The sequence below is a fragment of the Streptomyces sp. NPDC002209 genome (assembly GCF_042890265.1).
In the GTDB taxonomy this organism is placed as follows: domain Bacteria; phylum Actinomycetota; class Actinomycetes; order Streptomycetales; family Streptomycetaceae; genus Streptomyces.
Window position 1 is genome coordinate 200,954 of the sequence record NZ_JBIARX010000001.1, and the last position, 16,440, is coordinate 217,393.

A 16,440-nucleotide genomic window follows, 5' to 3' on the forward strand; every position below is an offset into this window, starting at 1 on the left:
CGCGGGCGAGGGACAAGATGTCGGCTGAGAGCGGTTCAAGCCGTGGCCGGCGTGGGTAGTGATATCCCATCGCACGAATGAAGGATCCGGCCCCGACCCCCCCGCCAGGGGGCCGGGGCCGTTCCCTGTGCCGGCCCGCGCCCGGGAGCTCGGCCCGGCCCTGGACCCGGCCGCTCCCCCGGCCGCTCCCCCGGCAGGTGCTACGCCGGCAGCGGCGCGGCGTCCGAGGGCGCCGGTTCGGGGGACACCGCCGTGCGCGGCAGGGCCAGGCAGAGCACCGCGCTGAGCAGGAATCCGGCGCTCACCCAGGGCATGGCGGTGGTCAGTGCGTGCGTGGGCCCGCCGTCGGCGAGGGCGCCGAAGAAGACGCTGCCGATGACGGCCGCGCCCAGGGCGCCGCCGAACTGCTGGGCGGTGGAGAAGATTCCGGAGGCCCCGCCCGCGATGTCGGCGGGGACGGCGGACAGGACGACGTTGACCAGCGGCACGACCAGGAAGCCGAGTCCGGCGCCCGCGACGAGCAGGCCGGGGACGAGCGGCCAGGCACCGGTGTGCGCGGCGGCGGAGGCGCAGACGGCGTACCAGACGCCGGCGAAGCCGCCCGCCATCAGCAGCGCGCCGCCGGCGAGCACGAGGCGGCCGAAGCGGACGGCGAGGGTGTCGGCGACGGGGGCGGTCAGGAAGCCGCCTGCGGAGAAGGCGACGGTGAGCACGCCGGCCTGCATCGGGGTGTAGCCCTCGCCGCCCTGCAGCCATAGCGCGAAGACCAGGAAGAAGCCCTGCATGCCGACGGCGAAGAGCAGTTGGACGGCGAGGCCGACGGAGAAGGCGGGGAGCCGGAAGGCGCGGGCGGGCAGCAGCGGCACGGTCGCCGTGCCGCGGCGGCGGGCTTCGAGTACGCCGAGGCCGATGAGGGCGAGGACCCCGGCGGCCAGGCACAGCCAGCCCCACAGCGGCCAGCCGGCCGCCTCGCCCCGGACGAGCGGCAGCACGACGGCGATCAGGGCACCGGCGAGGACGAGGCTGCCGGCCAGATCGGGGCGGCCGGCGCCGCGCTCGCGGGTGGCGGGGACCAGGACGGCTCCGGCGAGGCACGCGGCCAGCGCGACCGGCACGTTGACGAGGAAGACGGACCGCCAGCCCCAGCCGAACAGGTCGGCGTCGGTGAGCAGGCCGCCGAGCAGCAGTCCGACGGCGGCGGCGAAGCCGCCGACGGCCCCGTACATCCCGAAGACGGCGCCGCGCTCCTTGCCCTGGAACAGGGTGCGGAAGGAGCCGAGCACCTGGGGCATCAGCAGGGCGGCCATGACGCCCTGCACGGCGCGGGCGGCGATCAGCTGGCCGGGGCTCTGGGCGATGCCGCAGCCGAGGCTGGCGAGGCCGAAGCCGGCGGTCCCGGCGAGGAAGAGGGCCTTGCGCCCGTACCGGTCGCCGAGGTGCCCGGAGACGATCAGGGTGGCGGCGAAGCCGAGGAGGTAGGCCGAGACGAGCCACTGCAGGGTGCTCTGCGAGGCGTGCAGGTCGCGGCCGATCGAGGGGATGGCGACGTTGACGACGGTCACGTCGAGCAGGTCCATGAGTGCGGCGGCCATCATGACGGCGGCGGCGGCCCAGCGGCGTGGATGGGGGGTCGCAGGCACGGGCGCGGGCAGGGACACGGGCGAGGGCGCGGGCATGGCGGGCTCCAAAGTATTTCGTTCGGACGAACGAAAGACTGACACGGAGACACGCATGATCACAACTCTTTCGTTCGCCCGAACTAAATACTTGGTACCGTGGACGCCATGAGCGACGAGACGGACCGGACGGACCCCCGCCGCGCAGCGGTACTGGCCGAGCTGAACCGCACGGGCCGCGAGACGAGCGCGGCGACCGTGGTGTTCCACGAGGCGGCCGCCGCCAAGCAGGGGCTCAGCGCCACCGAGACGAAGACCCTGGACCTGCTCATGCGGCGCGGCCCGCTGACGGCGAAGGAGCTGTCCCAGCACTCGGGGCTGGCCCCGGCCTCGGTGACGGGCCTGGTCGACCGGCTGGAGCGCAAGGGCTGTGTCCGCCGGGTCAAACACCCGACGGACAAGCGGCGGGTCCTGGTGGAGGCGCTGCCGGAGCGGCTGGCGCAGATCCGGCCGGTGTTCGAGGACTGGGCCCGTGAGGTCGCGGAGCTGTGCGAGGAGTTCACGACGGCGGAACTGGAAACGGTGATCCGCTTCCTCCAGGGCTCCAACGCCCGCCAACTGCGCGCGGCGGCCCGCCTGTCGGAGTCCTGACCCTGCGCCGCCCGGACTACTCGGCCCCGTAGACCGGGTGCGGGGGCTGGGATTCCGCGAGGAGTTTCGTCGCGGTCTCGCCCGCCTCGGCCGGGGTCCAGCGGGCTCCGCGGTCCGCCGTCGGGCCGGGGCGCCAGCCCTCCATCACCGTGATCCGGCCGCCCTCCGCCTCGAAGACCCGGCCCGTGACCCCCGCCGAGGCGTCCGAGCCCAGCCACACCACCAGCGGCGAGACGTTCTCCGGGGCCATCGCGTCGAACGCGCCCTCCCCCGGCTCCGCCATGGTCTCGGCGAACGCCTGCTCCGTCATCCGCGTCCGCGCCGCCGGGGCGATCGCGTTGACCTGGACCCCGTACCGGCCCATCTCCGCCGCCGCCACCAGCGTCATGCCGAGGATGCCCGCCTTGGCCGCGCTGTAGTTGCCCTGCCCGACCGAGCCCAGCAGGCCCGCCCCCGAGGAGGTGTTGACCACCCGGGCCGCCACCGGCCGGCCCGCCTTCGCCTCGGCCCGCCAGTGCGCCGCCGCGTACTTCAGCGGCAGGAAGTGCCCCTTCAGGTGCACCCGCATCACCGCGTCCCAGTCGGCCTCCTCCAGGTTGACCAGCATCCGGTCCCGCAGGAACCCGGCGTTGTTGACCAGCGTGTCCAGCCGGCCGAACGCCGACAGGGCCGCCCCGACCAGCGAGGACGCCCCCTCGGGGGACGCGATGTCCTTGCCGTGCGCCACCGCCTCGCCGCCCAGCGCCCGGATCTCCGCGACCACCTGCCCGGCCGGGCTGTCCTCCCCCGGCTGCCCGTCCAGGCCCACGCCCAGGTCGTTGACCACGACCTTGGCCCCCTCCGCCGCGAAGGCCAGGGCGTGGGCCCGGCCCAGCCCCCGCCCCGCGCCCGTCACGATGACCACACGACCCTCGGCAAGTCCCATCTCAGTCCTCCTTGTTGACCGTTGCCGCATCCAGGAACGCCGGACGCTCCCCACCCCCGTGCACGAGCAGGCTCGCCCCGCTGACATACCCCGCCCGGTCGGAGGCCAGAAACACCGCCGCCGCCCCGACGTCCGCGGGCTGCGCCAGCCTCCCCAGCGGGACCGTCGCGCCCACGGCCGCGATCCCCGCCTCGTCCCCGTAGTGCAGGTGCGCGAGCTCGGTCCGCACCATGCCCAGCACGAGCGAGTTCACCCGTACTTCGGGCGCCCATTCCACGGCCATGGACCGGGCCAGGTTCTCCAGCCCCGCCTTCGCCGCCCCGTACGCGGCCGTCCCGGGCGAGGGCCGGGTCCCGCTGACGCTGCCGATCATCACCACCGAGCCGTGCGCCTCGCGCAGCCGCGGGTACGCCGCGAGCGAGGCCGTCAGCGGCGCCACCAGGTTCAGCGCGACGACGCGCGCGTGCCGCTCCGCCCCGCCCTCCCCCAGCAGCCGGTACGGGGTCCCGCCCGCGTTGTTCACCAGGCAGTCGAGCCGCCCGTACCGGCGCCCGACCCCGTCGAAGAACTCCTGCACGGCGGCCGGATCGCGCAGGTCCAGGGCGCAGAACGCGGCCGTGCGCCCGTCCGCGCACACCGGTTCGCGCGGCGGGCGGCGGGCGCAGACGACGACCTGCGCGCCCGCGTCGAGGAACGACCGGGCGATGCCGGCGCCGACGCCGCGGGTTCCGCCGGTGACGACGACGACCCTCCCGTCGAGCTCCATAGGCTGCTACCTTCCTCACCTAACAAATGTTTGGTGGAAAGGTAGCTGATCCTGTCATGGGTGTCTCCACCTCAAGCCCCGGCAAGGGCATCGCACTCGTCACCGTCGACTTCCCGCCCGTCAACGCCCTTCCCGTGCAGGGCTGGTACGACCTCGCCGACGCCCTGCGCGCGGCCGGCCGCGATCCCGAGACCCGGTGCGTCGTGCTGGCCGCCGAGGGGCGCGGCTTCAACGCCGGCGTCGACATCAAGGAGATGCAGCGCGACACCGGCCACGCCGCCCTGATCGGCGCGAACCGCGGCTGCGCCGAGGCCTTCGCCGCCGTGTACGAGTGCGAGGTGCCCGTCGTCGCGGCCGTGCACGGGTTCTGCCTGGGCGGCGGCATCGGCCTCGCCGGCAACGCCGACGCGATCGTGGCGAGCGAGGACGCGACCTTCGGCCTGCCGGAGCTCGACCGCGGCGCCCTCGGCGCCGCCACCCACCTGGCCCGCCTGGTCCCGCAGCACCTGATGCGCGCCCTCTACTACACCTCGCGCACCGCCACCGCCGCCGAACTGCACGCGCACGGCTCGGTGTGGCGGGTGGTCCCGCGGACGGAGCTGCGGGCGGCGGCCCTCGCACTGGCCGCCGAGATCGCGCAGAAGGACGGCTACCTGATCCGGCTGGCCAAGGCGGCCATCAACGGCATCGACCCCGTCGACGTGCGGCGCAGCTACCGCTTCGAGCAGGGGTTCACCTTCGAGGCCAACCTCAGCGGGGTGGCCGACCGGGTCCGCGACACCTTCGGACAACCCGCCGAGGCAGAGCCCGCAGGGAAGGAGCGCTCATGACCGACAAGACGATGACCCCCGAAGAGGTGGTCGGCCGGCTGCGCAGCGGGATGACCCTGGGCATCGGCGGCTGGGGGTCCCGGCGCAAGCCCATGGCCCTGGTGCGGGCACTGCTCCGTTCCGAGATCACCGATCTCACCGTGATCTCGTACGGCGGCCCCGACGTCGGCCTCCTCGCTGCCGCCGGCCGGATCCGCAGGCTCGTCGCCCCCTTCGCCACGCTCGACTCCATCCCGCTGGAGCCGCATTTCCGGGCGGCCCGCGAGAGCGGCGCCTTCACCCTCACCGAGCTCGACGAGGCCATGTTCATGTGGGGCCTGCACGCCGCCGCGAACCGGCTCCCCTTCCTCCCCGTCCGCGCCGGCCTCGGCTCCGACGTCATGCGGGTCAACCCCGAGCTGCGGACCGTCACCTCCCCCTACGCCGACGGCGAGGAGCTCGTCGCCGTCCCCGCCCTGCGCATGGACGCCGCGCTGGTGCACCTGGGCCGCGCCGACCGCCTCGGCAACGGCCAGTACCTGGGCCCGGACCCGTACTTCGACGACCTGTTCTGCGAAGCCGCCGACGCCGCGTACCTCTCCTGCGAGCAGCTCGTGGAGACCGCCGAGCTCTCCAAGGCCGGGCCCCCGCAGTCCCTGCTGGTCAGCCGGCACTCCGTGACCGGTGTCGTCGAGACCCCGAACGGGGCGCACTTCACCTCCTGCGTCCCCGACCACGGGCGCGACGAGGCCTTCCAGAAGCTGTACGCGACCACCCCCTGGCCGGAGTTCTGCGCGCGCTTCCTCTCCGGCGGCAGCGAGCACGCCTACCAGTCGGCCGTCCAGGCCTGGCACGAGGAGCAGAAATGAGCACAGCGACGGCCGCCTCCCGTGCGGAGTACTGCGTGATCGCGTGCGCCGAGGCCTGGCGCGGCAACGGCGAGGTGCTCGCCAGCCCGATGGGCCTGATCCCGTCGTTCGGGGCCCGGCTGGCGAAGCGGACCTTCTCGCCCGACCTCCTCCTGACCGACGGCGAGGCCCTGCTCGTCGGCCTCGACGGCGAGGCCGAGGGCTGGCTCCCCTACCGCCGCCACCTCACGATGGTCACCGGCGGGCGGCGGCACGTGATGATGGGCGCCAGCCAGATCGACCGCTTCGGCAACCAGAACATCTCCTGCATCGGCGACTGGGCCCGGCCGGCCCGCCAGCTCCTCGGGGTGCGCGGCGCGCCGGTCAACACCCTGAACAACCCGGTGAGTTACTGGGTGCCGAAGCATTCCCCGCGGGTGTTCGTCGAGCGCGTCGACATGGTGAGCGGGGTGGGCTACGACCGGGCCGAGGCGGCCGGGGTGACCCGCTTCCACCGGCTCCCGCGGGTGGTCAGCGATCTCGGCGTCTTCGATTTCACCGGCCCGGACCACTCGATGCGCCTGGCCTCCCTCCACCCGGGCGTCACCGTCGAGCAGGTCCGTGCGGCCACCGGGTTCGACCTGGCGCTCGACTCCGCGGACGGCGAGGCCGTCGCGTACACGCGGGAGCCGACCGCCGAAGAACTGCGGCTGATCCGCGAGGTGATCGACCCGAAGGGGCTGCGCGACCGGGAAGTGCGGGTCTGAGGCGATGGCGACGTCGAAGTCGATGGAGACGGCTTTCACCAGGCTGGTCGGTGTCGAGCACCCGATCGTGCAGACGGGCATGGGCTGGGTGGCGGGCCCCCGGCTGGTCTCCGGCGCCGCCAACGCGGGCGCCCTGGGCATCCTCGCCTCGGCGACGATGACCGTGGACGAGCTGCGTGCGGCGGTCCGCGAGGTCAGGTCCCGTACGGACGCCCCGTTCGGGGTCAATCTCCGTGCGGACGCCGGGGACGCCGCCGAGCGCGTCCGGCTGATCATCGACGAGGGCGTACGGGTCGCCTCGTTCGCGCTCGCGCCGTCGAAGGAGCTGATCGGCCGGCTCAAGGACGCGGGCGTGGTGGTGATCCCGTCGATCGGGGCCCGGCGGCACGCCGAGAAGGTCGCGGCGTGGGGGGCCGACGCGGTGATCGTGCAGGGCGGCGAGGGCGGCGGGCACACCGGTGACGTGGCCACGACGGTGCTGCTGCCCCAGGTGGTCGACGCGGTGGACATCCCGGTGGTCGCGGCCGGCGGCTTCCACGACGGCCGCGGGCTGGTCGCCGCCCTGTCGTACGGGGCCGCGGGCATCGCCATGGGCACCCGCTTCCTGCTGACCTCGGACTCCACCGTCCCCGACGCGGTCAAGGCCCGGTACCTGGCGGCAGGCGTCAAGGACGTCACCGTGACGACGGCCGTGGACGGGCTGCCGCACCGGATGCTCCGTACCGAGCTGGTCGCCTCCCTCGAGCGGGCGGGCCGCACCCGCGCCCTGGCGCGGGCGGTCCGGCACGCGGCCGCCTTCCGCAAGCTCTCCGGGCTGTCCTGGCCGCAGATGGTGCGCGACGGCCTCGCGATGAAACACGGCAAGGACCTGTCCTGGAGCCAGGTCCTGCTCGCCGCGAACACCCCCATGCTCCTCAAGGCGTCCATGGTCGAGGGCCGTACGGACCTCGGTGTCATGGCATCGGGCCAGGTCGCGGGGGTGATCGAGGATCTGCCGTCGTGTGCGGAGCTCGTCTCCCGCGTCATGGCCGAGGCACACACCGTGCTGGCCCGGCTGGAACGCCGGCACGGGGAACATCCGCATCCGCACCCTCATCCGCACCCGCTCGACGCCCTGCCACCACCAGGGTGATCCCCCTTCTCCCCCTCAGGAGTCGCCACCGATGAGCCGTGCCCGAATCCGTCTGGTGACCGCGGTGCTCGCTTCCGCTCTCGCCGTCGCCGCCCTGCCCGCCGCCTCCGCCGCGTACGCCGCGCCGGCGGCGGGCGCCACCACCGCCGGCCGGTACCACCAGCAGGCGGAAACGACGCGCCAGATCCCCCTCCAGGGCGCGGTCAACCTCCGCGACCTGGGCGGCTACCGCACCTGGACCGGCGGCCAGGTCCGCCAGGGTCTGGTCTACCGCTCCGACGCCCTCGGCAAGCTGACGCAAGGAGACGTCACCACCGTCTCCGGTCTCGGCCTGGGCAGGGTCGTCGACTTCCGCATCCCCATGGAGCTCCAGTACGACGGCGCCGACCGGCTGCCCGCGGGGCTCACCGCCACCTCCCGCCCCGTCAGCGACCTCGGCCTGTACGGGACGCTCGTCGGCGCGATCTCCAGCGGCGACCCCGCCACGCAGGAGCAGATGCTGGGAGGCGGCCGCGCCGAGGCCTACATGCGCGACATCTACCGCACCTTCGTGACGAGCCCCGAGAACCGGGCGCAGTTCGCGGCGACGCTGCGGGAGATCGCGGACGGCAGCCAGGGCCCGCTCCTGTTCCACTGCACCTCGGGCAAGGACCGGACGGGCTGGATGAGTTACGTCCTGCTCCGCGCCCTGGCCGTCCCCGAGGAGACCGCCGAGCGCGACTACCTCGCGTCGAACACGTTCCGCGCCGCGTACGACGCGCAGGTGCGGGCGGGCCTGAAGCAGTCCGGGCGGATGCAGAACCCGGACCTGCTGATCCCGCTCCAGGAGGTCCGCCAGGACTACCTGGACGCGGCGACCGCGCAACTGGCCGCGGACTACGGCGGCTTCTACGGCTACCTCACGGACGGCCTCGGCCTGGACCTGCGCACGCTCGCCGGGCTCCAGACCAGGCTGGTGCGGTAGAACGGCGGCCCGGACGGCAGAACGCCGGGCAGCGCACCTCGCGCTGCCCGGCGTACCGGAACACCTGTCACCACCTCAGGGCGTCGAAGCCCCGAGGTGTCAGCTCGTACGCCCCGCCGCGGGACGCCCGCCGCCCGAGCGGCGACGCGCACCGGCCGGAGCACCTGCGGAGCGGGCACCGCCCTGGCCGCCGCCGCCCTGACCGCGGGCGCCGCCCTGGCCGCCACCCTGGCCTGCGCCGGAACGGGCCCGGCGCGGACGGCCCTCGCCGCCGCCGGCCGGCGCAGCGCCGCCCTGTGCGGCCGAGGAGCCGCCGCCGGAGCGACGGCGCGGGTTCGCGGAACGGCCGCTGCCGCCGCCCTGGCCGCCGGAGCGCCGGCCCGCCGGGGCCTGCTGCTGCGGCACCTCGAGCACCACGGGGATGCCCGAGGGCTCCTTGGCGCCGGTGAGCCGGGAGAGCTCCTCGTCGGAGGACTTGATCTGCGCGGTGCGCGGAGAGATCCCGGCGTCCGACATCAGGCGGGTCATGTCCCGCTTCTGGTCGGGCAGCACCAGGGTGACCACGCTGCCGGACTCGCCGGCGCGGGCGGTACGGCCGCCGCGGTGCAGGTAGTCCTTGTGGTCGGTCGGCGGGTCGATGTTGACGACCAGGTCGAGGTCGTCGATGTGGATGCCGCGGGCGGCCACGTTGGTGGCGATCAGCGCGGTGACCTCGCCCGTCTTGAACCAGTCCAGGGTCCGGTTGCGCTGCGGCTGCGAGCGGCCGCCGTGCAGGCCGGAGGCGCGGACGCCGTCCGCGAGGAGCTTCTTGACCATGCGGTCGACACCGCGCTTGGTGTCCACGAACATGATCACCCGGCCGTCGCGTGCGGCTATGCGCGTCGCCACGGCCTTCTTGTCGGTCTCGTCCATGACGTACAGGACGTGGTGCTCCATCGTGCTGACCGCGCCGGCGGACGGGTCGACGGAGAAGGCGACCGGGTCGTGCAGGAACATCTTGACGAGCTTGTCGATGTTCTTGTCGAGGGTCGCCGAGAACAGCATGGTCTGGCCCTCGGGCTGGACCTGCTTGAGCAGCGCGGTGACCTGCGGCATGAAGCCCATGTCGGTCATCTGGTCGGCCTCGTCGAGGACGGTGATCGCGACCTGGGAGAGGTCGGCGTCACCGCGGTCGATGAGGTCCTTCAGACGGCCGGGGGTGGCGACGAGCACCTCGGCGCCGCGGCGCAGCGCCCCGGACTGCCGGTTGATCGACATGCCGCCGACGACGGTCGTGGTGCGCAGGTTGACGGCCGTGGCGTACGGGGCCAGGGCGTCGGTCACCTGCTGCGCGAGCTCACGGGTCGGTACGAGGACCAGCGCGAGCGGCTGCTTCGGCTGCGCGCGGCGGCCGGCGGTGCGGGCCAGCAGCGCCAGGCCGAAGGCCAGCGTCTTGCCGGAGCCGGTGCGCCCGCGGCCGAGCAGGTCACGGGCGGCGAGCGAGTTCGGCAGCGTCGCGGCCTGGATCGGGAACGGCTCGGTGACGCCCTGGGCGGCGAGGGTCTTCAGCAGCGCCTCGGGCATGTCCATGTCCTCGAACGCGGCCACCGGCGGCAGCGCCGGGGTCAGCGGTTCGGGCATGGTGAATTCCTGGGGCCGGGCGACGGGGGCGGACTTCTGCCGTCCCGCGCCAGCCTTCGGACGTCCCTGAGCCGCACCTCGACCCCGGGTGGGGCGGCGGCTGGGTCGTGCGGAGCTGGAGCTGGTCATGCGAGAAAGCCCTCCTGAAACCGGCAGGTAAAACAAAGGTCGAGACAGCAGACAAGCCGGGGCCCGCACCTCGCGGTGCGGACCCCGGCATGCTGAAGTACTTAGTTGGCGGGGAGGATGTTCTCCGCCTGGGGGCCCTTCTGGCCCTGGGTCACGTCGAACGAGACGCGCTGACCCTCGGTGAGCTCACGGAAGCCCTGGGTGGCGATGTTCGAGTAGTGGGCGAACACGTCCGGACCGCCACCGTCCTGCTCGATGAAGCCGAAGCCCTTTTCCGAGTTGAACCACTTCACGGTGCCAAGTGCCATTTTAAATCTCCTGAATAGGCGGCAAAGGGCCCCATCCGGAGAGTCCGGCAAAACAATAAAAGCGCCTGAGGAACATTCCCGTCAGGCGCACATAAAGTTCATGGGTACCACAACTGCAACGCTGCTAAAGCTAGCACACCTCGGCGCGGGCATCCCAGCCCCTTCGGCGCACGACCTGCGCGGGACCGGGGGCGGAGCCCCCGGTCAGGGCGCCGGGGCCGGGCGGCTACAGCCGCTCGATGATGGTGACGTTGGCCTGGCCGCCGCCCTCGCACATGGTCTGCAGCCCGTAGCGGCCCCCCGTCCGCTCCAGCTCGTGGAGCAGCGTGGTCATCAGTTTCACTCCCGTGGCGCCCAGCGGATGGCCCAGCGCGATGGCCCCGCCGTTGACGTTCACCCGTTCGGGGTCGGCTCCGGTCTCCTTCAGCCAGGCCAGGACGACCGGGGCGAACGCCTCGTTGATCTCCACCAGGTCGATGTCGTCCAGCGACATGCCGGTCTTCTTCAGCGCGTACGCCGTCGCCGGGATCGGCGCCGACAGCATGCGGATCGGGTCCTCTCCGCGTACGGACAGGTGGTGGATGCGGGCCCGCGGACGCAGGCCGTGTTCGGCGACCGCCCGCTCGGAGGCGATCAGCATCGCCGCCGCGCCGTCCGAGACCTGCGAGGAGACGGCCGCCGTGATCGTGCCGCCCTCGACCACCGGCCTCAGGCCCGCCATCTTCTCCGGGGTGGTGTCCCGCCGGGGGCCCTCGTCGACCCGGACGTCCCCGTACCCGACGGTCTCGCGCGCGAAGCGGCCCTCGTCGATCGCGCGCAGGGCCCGCCGGTGGGACCGCAGCGCGAACTCCTCCATGTCACGGCGCGTGATGCCCCAGTTCTGCGCGATCAGCTCCGCGCCGTGGAACTGGTTCACCGGTGCGTCCCCGTACCGGGCCCGCCAGCCCTCGCTGCCCGCGTACGGGCCCTGCGTGAGACCGAGCGGCTCTGCCGCCTGCCGGGACGCGAAGGCGATCGGGATCATCGACATGTTCTGGGTCCCGCCGGCGACGACCAGGTCCTGGGTCCCGGAGAGCACGCCCTGCGCCGCGAAGTGGACGGCCTGCTGCGAGGAGCCGCACTGGCGGTCCACCGTGACGCCCGGCACCTCCTGCGGCAGCCCCGCCGCCAGCCACGCCGTGCGCGCGATGTCCCCGGCCTGCGGGCCCACGGTGTCCAGGCAGCCGAAGACCACGTCCTCGACGGCGGCCGGGTCCACCCCGGACCGCTCGACCAGTGCCTTCAGGACGTGCGCGCCGAGGTCGGCCGGGTGGACCGCGGACAGGCCGCCCCCTCGCCGCCCCACGGGGGTGCGTACCGCTTCGACTATGTAGGCCTCGGGCATCGGGACTCCTCGGATCGGGTTACGTGCGCACGGCGATCCCGTCCAGCACCATCGAGAGGTACTGGCGGGCGATCTCCTCGGGGCTGTGCTGTCCGCCCGGCCGGTACCAGGACGCCGCCACCCACACCGTGTCGCGGACGAAGCGGTAGGTGAGGCGGATGTCGAGGTCGGCCCGGAAGACCTTGGCGGCGACCCCGCGCTCCAGCGTCCCCAGCCAGGCCTTCTCGAACTTCTGCTGCGAGTCGGACAGGTAGTGGAAGCGGGGCTGCACGGACAGGGCGCGGGATTCCTTCTGGTAGATCGCGACGGCGGCGCGGTGCCGGTCGATCTCCCGGAAGGACTCGGTGACGAGGGCCTCGATGGTCTCCCGGGGGCCCAGGCCGGCGGCGAGGACGGTGTCGTAGCCCTGCCAGAGCTCGTTCAGGAAGGCCGAGAGGATCTCGTCGAGCATCGATTCCTTGGAATCGAAGTGGTAGTAGAGGCTGCCGGCGAGCATGCCGGCGGCGTCGGCGATCTTGCGGACGGTGGTGGCGTTGTAGCCCTGCGCGGCGAAGACCTCCGCGGCGGTGTCGAGGAGCTCGCGTCGGCGCTCGGGCGAGGCGCTCACCTGGGGCTTCTTGGCTGACGGTGTGGCTTTCGGCTTGTTCGTTGGCACGGGCCCATTCTGGGGCTACGGATGCTGGCTGCTGACCGAGACGGTCTCGCCGGTCATGTACGACGAGTAGCCGCTGGCCAGGAAGACGATGACGTTGGCGACCTCCCACGGCTCGGCGTAGCGGCCGAAGGCCTCGCGGGCCGTCAGCTCGCGCAGCAGTTCCTCGCTGGTGACCTTCGCGAGGTGCGGGTGCATGGCCAGGCTCGGGGCGACCGCGTTGATGCGTACGCCGAACTCGGCCGCCTCCAGCGCCGCGCAGCGGGTCAGCGCCATCACGCCGGCCTTGGCCGCGGCGTAGTGGGCCTGGCCGGTCTGGGCGCGCCAGCCGACGACGGAGGCGTTGTTGACGATGACCCCGCCCCGCCGGGAGGCCTTCATCGAGCGCAGGGCGGCGCGGGTGCAGCGGAAGGTGCCGTTCAGGGTGACGTCGAGGACCTTGCCCCACTGTTCGTCGGTCATGTCGACGAGGGCGGCGGTGCCGCCGAGGCCGGCGTTGTTGACGACGACGTCCAGGCGGCCGTGGGTCTGCTCGGCGAGCGCGAACAGGGCCCGGACCTGGTCCTCGTCGGTGACGTCGCACGGGAGCGAGGCGACGCGGTCGGCGCCGAACTCGGCGGCCAGGGTGCCCTCGGTCTCCTTCAGGCGGCGGGCGTGCGCGTCGCCGATGACGATGCGGGCGCCCTCCTCCAGGAAGCGGCGGGCGGTGGCCCCGCCGATCCCGGCCCCGGCGGCTGCGGTGATGACGGCGGTGCGGCCCTGGAGCAGCCCGTGACCCGGCACGTAGCCGGGGGTGTTGGGGGTGTTCAGGCTCATGGTCGTACGTTAACCTACCAAACACTTGTTAGGGAACACTGTTGGGGGAACCGGCGCACAGGCCCCTGCGACGGAGGCGAAGAGCTGATGGACCTGACCCACGCACCGGAGGTGGAGGCCTTCCGGGCCGAGGCGCGCGCATGGCTCGCCGGCCACGTCCCGCGCTCCCCCCTCCCCTCCCTGGAGACGGCGGAGGGCTTCGCGGCCCACCGGGAGTGGGAGGCGCGGCTGCACGCGGACCGCTGGTCGGCGGTGTCCTGGCCCGAGGAGTACGGGGGCCGGGGCGTGGACATCGAGCGGTGGCTGGTCTTCGAGGAGGAGTACTGGGCGGCGGGCGCGCCCGGCCGGGTCTCGCAGAACGGCATCAGCCTCCTCGCGCCGACCCTCTTCGAGCACGGGACGCCCGAGCAGCGGGCGCGGGTGCTGCCGCCGATGGCGAGCGGCGAGGTGATCTGGGCGCAGGCCTGGTCGGAGCCGGAGTCGGGCTCCGACCTGGCCTCGCTGACGTCGCGGGCCGTGCGCACCGGGGGCGGCTGGCTGCTGTCGGGGCAGAAGACCTGGTCCTCGCGGGCGGCGTTCGCGGACCGGGCGTTCGGCATCTTCCGCAGCGACCCGGGGGCCGCGCGAGCGCACCAGGGGCTGACGTACCTGATGTTCGACCTGCGGGCGCTGGGGGTGACGGTGCGGCCCATCGGCCGGCTGGACGGCAAGCCCGCGTTCGCCGAGCTCTTCCTCGACGAGGTCTTCGTACCGGACGCGGACGTGATCGGGGAGCCGGGGCAGGGCTGGCGGATCGCCATGTCGACGACGGGCAACGAGCGCGGGCTGACGCTGCGTTCACCGGGGCGCTTCCTCGCGGCGGCGGACCGGCTGGTCGGGCTGTGGCGGGCGGCCGGGGATCCGGCGGACACCGCGCTGCGGGACCGGGTCGCGGACGCGGTGGTCGGGGCGCGCGCGTACGAGCTGTTCACCTGGGCCGGGGCCTCGCGGTTCGCGGCGGGCGAGCGCATCGGCGCCGAGTCCAGCCTGAACAAGGTGTTCTGGTCGCAGTACGACATCGCCCTGCACGAGACGGCGCTGGACCTGTTGGGCGCGGACGCGGAGCTGGCGGAGGGCGCGTGGGCGGAGCCCTGGGTCTTCTCGCTGGCCGGGCCGATCTACGCGGGCACGAACGAGATCCAGCGCGACATCATCGCCGAGCGCCTGCTCGGCCTCCCGAAGGGCCGCCGCTGATGCGCTTCCTGCCGACCGCGGAACAGTCGGACTTCGCCCGTGCCCTGCACGGCCTGCTCGGCGCCTCGGACGTGCCGGCGGCCGTACGGGCCTGGGGCGCCGGGGACCACGGGCCGGGGCGGGCGCTGTGGTCGCGGCTCGCGGGGACGGGCCTGTTCGCGCTGGCGGCGGACGAGGCGTACGGCGACCTGGGTGGGCTGGGGCTGCTGCCGGTGGAGCTGGCCCTCGGCTTCGTGGAGCTGGGGCGGGCGGGGGTGGCGGGCCCGGTGGTGGAGACGGCTGCGGCGGCCGTGCTCCTGTCGGCGCTGGGGGAGGCCGGGGAGGAGGGGCCTGCGAAGCGTTTCCTGCCGGGGCTGGTGGCGGGCGAGGCCCTGGCCTCGCTGGCGCTGCCGGGCGGGGGTCCGTACGTACTGGACGCGGACGCGGCGACGTACTGCTTCACGGTGTCGCGGGCGGGCGAGCTCAGGCTGGCGGGTGGCGCGGGGGAACCGCTGAGGTCCACGGACCCGGCGCGCCGGCTGTCCCGGCCCGCGGCGCAGGGCGAGCTGCTGGCCGCCGGGCCCCCCGTGCTGGAGGCGGCGGGGACGGCCCTGGGCTGGGCGCGGCTGCTGACGGCGGCGCAGTGCCTGGGGGTGGGCGAGGCCCTGCTGGCGCGCACGGTGCAGTACGTGAAGCAGCGCACGCAGTTCGGCGCGCCGATCGGCGGCTTCCAGGCGGTCAAGCACCGGCTGGCGGACACGCTGCTGGCCCTCGAGTTCGCACGGCCGCTGGTGTGGGCGGCGGCGCTGGGCCTGGCGCCGTGGGAGGTCGCGGCGGCGAAACTGGCCGCGGGCGAGGCGGCGTACGCGGCGGCCATGACGGCGCTGCAGCTGCACGGGGCCGTCGGCTACACGGAGGAGCTCGACCTCTCCCTGTGGCTGCGCAAGGCGCGGCCGCTGCGCGATGCATGGGGCTCACCGTCGGCGTGCCGGGCGGCGGTGCTCCAGGACCGCGAACGGTAGCGAGAGCGGCAGTACCTTGCGAGAGCGGTGCTCACGCGGGCGACCGCGTCTCAGACGAGGGCCACGCTGAGCGTGACGACGTAGCGCTCCTCGACCGTCCCGTCGGGGAACAGCGGGGTCAGCCGTGCCCGCTCGGCGTCGAGGAACTCCCGTGTGCCGTCGGGGCCGAGCATCAGGAACGCGGAGTGGCTGGCGTGGTTGGCGAGGTGGACGTCGAGCGGGATCCGGCGCGACCAGCGCACCTCGCGGGTGGTGAACGCCGGCTCGGCCGGCAGGCCGCGGAAGGTGACCCCGTCGGCGTCGAACAGGGCCCGGATCCGCTCGTCCTGCGCGGCGATCCAGGGCACGGCGGTGTCCATGTCGTTCCACCAGAGCGCGAGCGCGCCGCCGGGGCGCAGCACGCGGCGGGCCTCGGGGACGGAGCGGGCGGGGTCGGTCCAGTGCCAGGCCTGGGCGTACGTGACGAGGTCGAACCCGGCGGTGACGAGCGGCAGCCGGTCGCCGTCCCCGCGCACGAGCGGGATGCCGGGGTTCGCGCGCCGGAACTCGGCGGCCATGCCGTCGCCCGGCTCGACGGCGACGACGTCCGCCCCGCGGGCGTGCAGCAGCCCGGTGGCGATCCCGGTCCCGGCCCCGACGTCGGCCACCCTGGCCCCCCGCAGCCCGCGCCCGGCCAGCACCTCGAGGGCGTCGAACAGCTCCGCGGGATACCCGGGCCGGTTCGCCGAGTACAGCGGGGCGGCGGTGTCGAAGGACCGGGAACGGCTGCGGGGCGGCGTGGACGTCATACCGCCATTGTTTTCGATCTCCGGCCGCCGG

17 protein-coding genes are annotated in these 16,440 nt (G+C 73.7%); 8 read left to right on the plus strand and 9 right to left on the minus strand.

Going from position 1 to position 16,440, the window contains the following annotated elements:
- Window positions 1-200 precede the first annotated feature (200 nt).
- Window positions 201-1,676, minus strand: coding sequence for an MFS transporter (locus ACFYXK_RS00940; RefSeq protein WP_389409219.1), 1,476 nt, complete (start codon window positions 1,674-1,676; stop codon window positions 201-203).
- 108 nt (window positions 1,677-1,784) lie between these two features.
- Here ACFYXK_RS00940 and ACFYXK_RS00945 point away from each other — a divergent pair, with 108 nt between their 5' ends.
- A complete protein-coding gene (locus tag ACFYXK_RS00945) occupies window positions 1,785-2,267 on the plus strand; it encodes a MarR family winged helix-turn-helix transcriptional regulator (protein ID WP_389409220.1) in 483 nt (160 codons plus the stop codon).
- 16 nt (window positions 2,268-2,283) lie between these two features.
- Here the strand turns inward: ACFYXK_RS00945 and ACFYXK_RS00950 are convergent, their stop codons facing one another.
- Both ACFYXK_RS00950 and ACFYXK_RS00955 read right to left on the minus strand, forming a co-directional pair.
- On the minus strand, window positions 2,284-3,192 hold the full coding sequence (locus tag ACFYXK_RS00950) for an SDR family oxidoreductase (RefSeq protein ID WP_389409221.1): 909 nt from the start codon (window positions 3,190-3,192) through the stop codon (window positions 2,284-2,286).
- 1 nt (window position 3,193) lies between these two features.
- A complete protein-coding gene (locus ACFYXK_RS00955; protein WP_389409222.1) occupies window positions 3,194-3,958 on the minus strand; it encodes an SDR family oxidoreductase in 765 nt (254 codons plus the stop codon).
- 56 nt (window positions 3,959-4,014) lie between these two features.
- Here ACFYXK_RS00955 and ACFYXK_RS00960 point away from each other — a divergent pair, with 56 nt between their 5' ends.
- Genes ACFYXK_RS00960 through ACFYXK_RS00980 form a run of 5 tightly spaced genes read left to right on the plus strand, consistent with a single transcriptional unit; the run spans window position 4,015 to window position 8,478 of the window.
- Complete coding sequence (locus tag ACFYXK_RS00960; protein ID WP_389409223.1) at window positions 4,015-4,788, plus strand: enoyl-CoA hydratase family protein; 774 nt, start codon at window positions 4,015-4,017, stop codon at window positions 4,786-4,788.
- Window positions 4,785-5,636, plus strand: a complete 852-nt coding sequence (locus ACFYXK_RS00965) for a CoA transferase subunit A (RefSeq protein WP_389409224.1) — start codon at window positions 4,785-4,787, stop codon at window positions 5,634-5,636. Before ACFYXK_RS00960 ends, ACFYXK_RS00965 begins: the two co-directional genes overlap by 4 nt.
- Entirely contained in the window at window positions 5,633-6,382 is a 750-nt protein-coding gene (locus tag ACFYXK_RS00970) for a CoA-transferase subunit beta (protein ID WP_389409225.1), read from the plus strand. Before ACFYXK_RS00965 ends, ACFYXK_RS00970 begins: the two co-directional genes overlap by 4 nt.
- 22 nt (window positions 6,383-6,404) lie before the next feature.
- Window positions 6,405-7,514 carry an NAD(P)H-dependent flavin oxidoreductase gene (locus tag ACFYXK_RS00975; protein ID WP_389409825.1) on the plus strand — a complete coding sequence of 370 codons (1,110 nt, stop codon included), beginning with the start codon at window positions 6,405-6,407 and terminating at the stop codon, window positions 7,512-7,514.
- A gap of 31 nt (window positions 7,515-7,545) precedes the next feature.
- Window positions 7,546-8,478, plus strand: a complete 933-nt coding sequence (locus ACFYXK_RS00980) for a tyrosine-protein phosphatase (RefSeq protein WP_389409226.1) — start codon at window positions 7,546-7,548, stop codon at window positions 8,476-8,478.
- 99 nt (window positions 8,479-8,577) lie between these two features.
- On the opposite strand, the gene ACFYXK_RS00985 is transcribed toward ACFYXK_RS00980, so the two are convergent.
- The 5 genes from ACFYXK_RS00985 to ACFYXK_RS01005 form a co-directional block, all read right to left on the minus strand.
- Window positions 8,578-10,227 carry a DEAD/DEAH box helicase gene (locus ACFYXK_RS00985; protein WP_389409227.1) on the minus strand — a complete coding sequence of 550 codons (1,650 nt, stop codon included), beginning with the start codon at window positions 10,225-10,227 and terminating at the stop codon, window positions 8,578-8,580.
- Window positions 10,228-10,328: 101 nt separating this feature from the next.
- A complete protein-coding gene (locus ACFYXK_RS00990) occupies window positions 10,329-10,535 on the minus strand; it encodes a cold-shock protein (protein ID WP_030292052.1) in 207 nt (68 codons plus the stop codon).
- A gap of 226 nt (window positions 10,536-10,761) precedes the next feature.
- On the minus strand, window positions 10,762-11,919 hold the full coding sequence (locus ACFYXK_RS00995) for an acetyl-CoA C-acetyltransferase (protein WP_389409228.1): 1,158 nt from the start codon (window positions 11,917-11,919) through the stop codon (window positions 10,762-10,764).
- A 19-nt stretch (window positions 11,920-11,938) separates the two neighbouring features.
- Window positions 11,939-12,574, minus strand: a complete 636-nt coding sequence (locus tag ACFYXK_RS01000) for a TetR/AcrR family transcriptional regulator (RefSeq protein ID WP_389409229.1) — start codon at window positions 12,572-12,574, stop codon at window positions 11,939-11,941.
- Window positions 12,575-12,589: 15 nt separating this feature from the next.
- On the minus strand, window positions 12,590-13,387 hold the full coding sequence (locus ACFYXK_RS01005; RefSeq protein ID WP_389409230.1) for an SDR family oxidoreductase: 798 nt from the start codon (window positions 13,385-13,387) through the stop codon (window positions 12,590-12,592).
- Window positions 13,388-13,474: 87 nt separating this feature from the next.
- On the opposite strand from ACFYXK_RS01005, the gene ACFYXK_RS01010 reads away from it, so the two are divergent.
- A complete protein-coding gene (locus tag ACFYXK_RS01010) occupies window positions 13,475-14,620 on the plus strand; it encodes an acyl-CoA dehydrogenase family protein (protein WP_389409231.1) in 1,146 nt (381 codons plus the stop codon).
- Window positions 14,620-15,621, plus strand: a complete 1,002-nt coding sequence (locus ACFYXK_RS01015) for an acyl-CoA dehydrogenase family protein (RefSeq protein WP_389409232.1) — start codon at window positions 14,620-14,622, stop codon at window positions 15,619-15,621. Before ACFYXK_RS01010 ends, ACFYXK_RS01015 begins: the two co-directional genes overlap by 1 nt.
- Before the next feature lie 50 nt (window positions 15,622-15,671).
- Here ACFYXK_RS01015 and ACFYXK_RS01020 read toward each other — a convergent pair whose 3' ends face one another.
- On the minus strand, window positions 15,672-16,409 hold the full coding sequence (locus tag ACFYXK_RS01020; RefSeq protein WP_389409233.1) for a class I SAM-dependent methyltransferase: 738 nt from the start codon (window positions 16,407-16,409) through the stop codon (window positions 15,672-15,674).
- Window positions 16,410-16,440 lie beyond the last annotated feature (31 nt).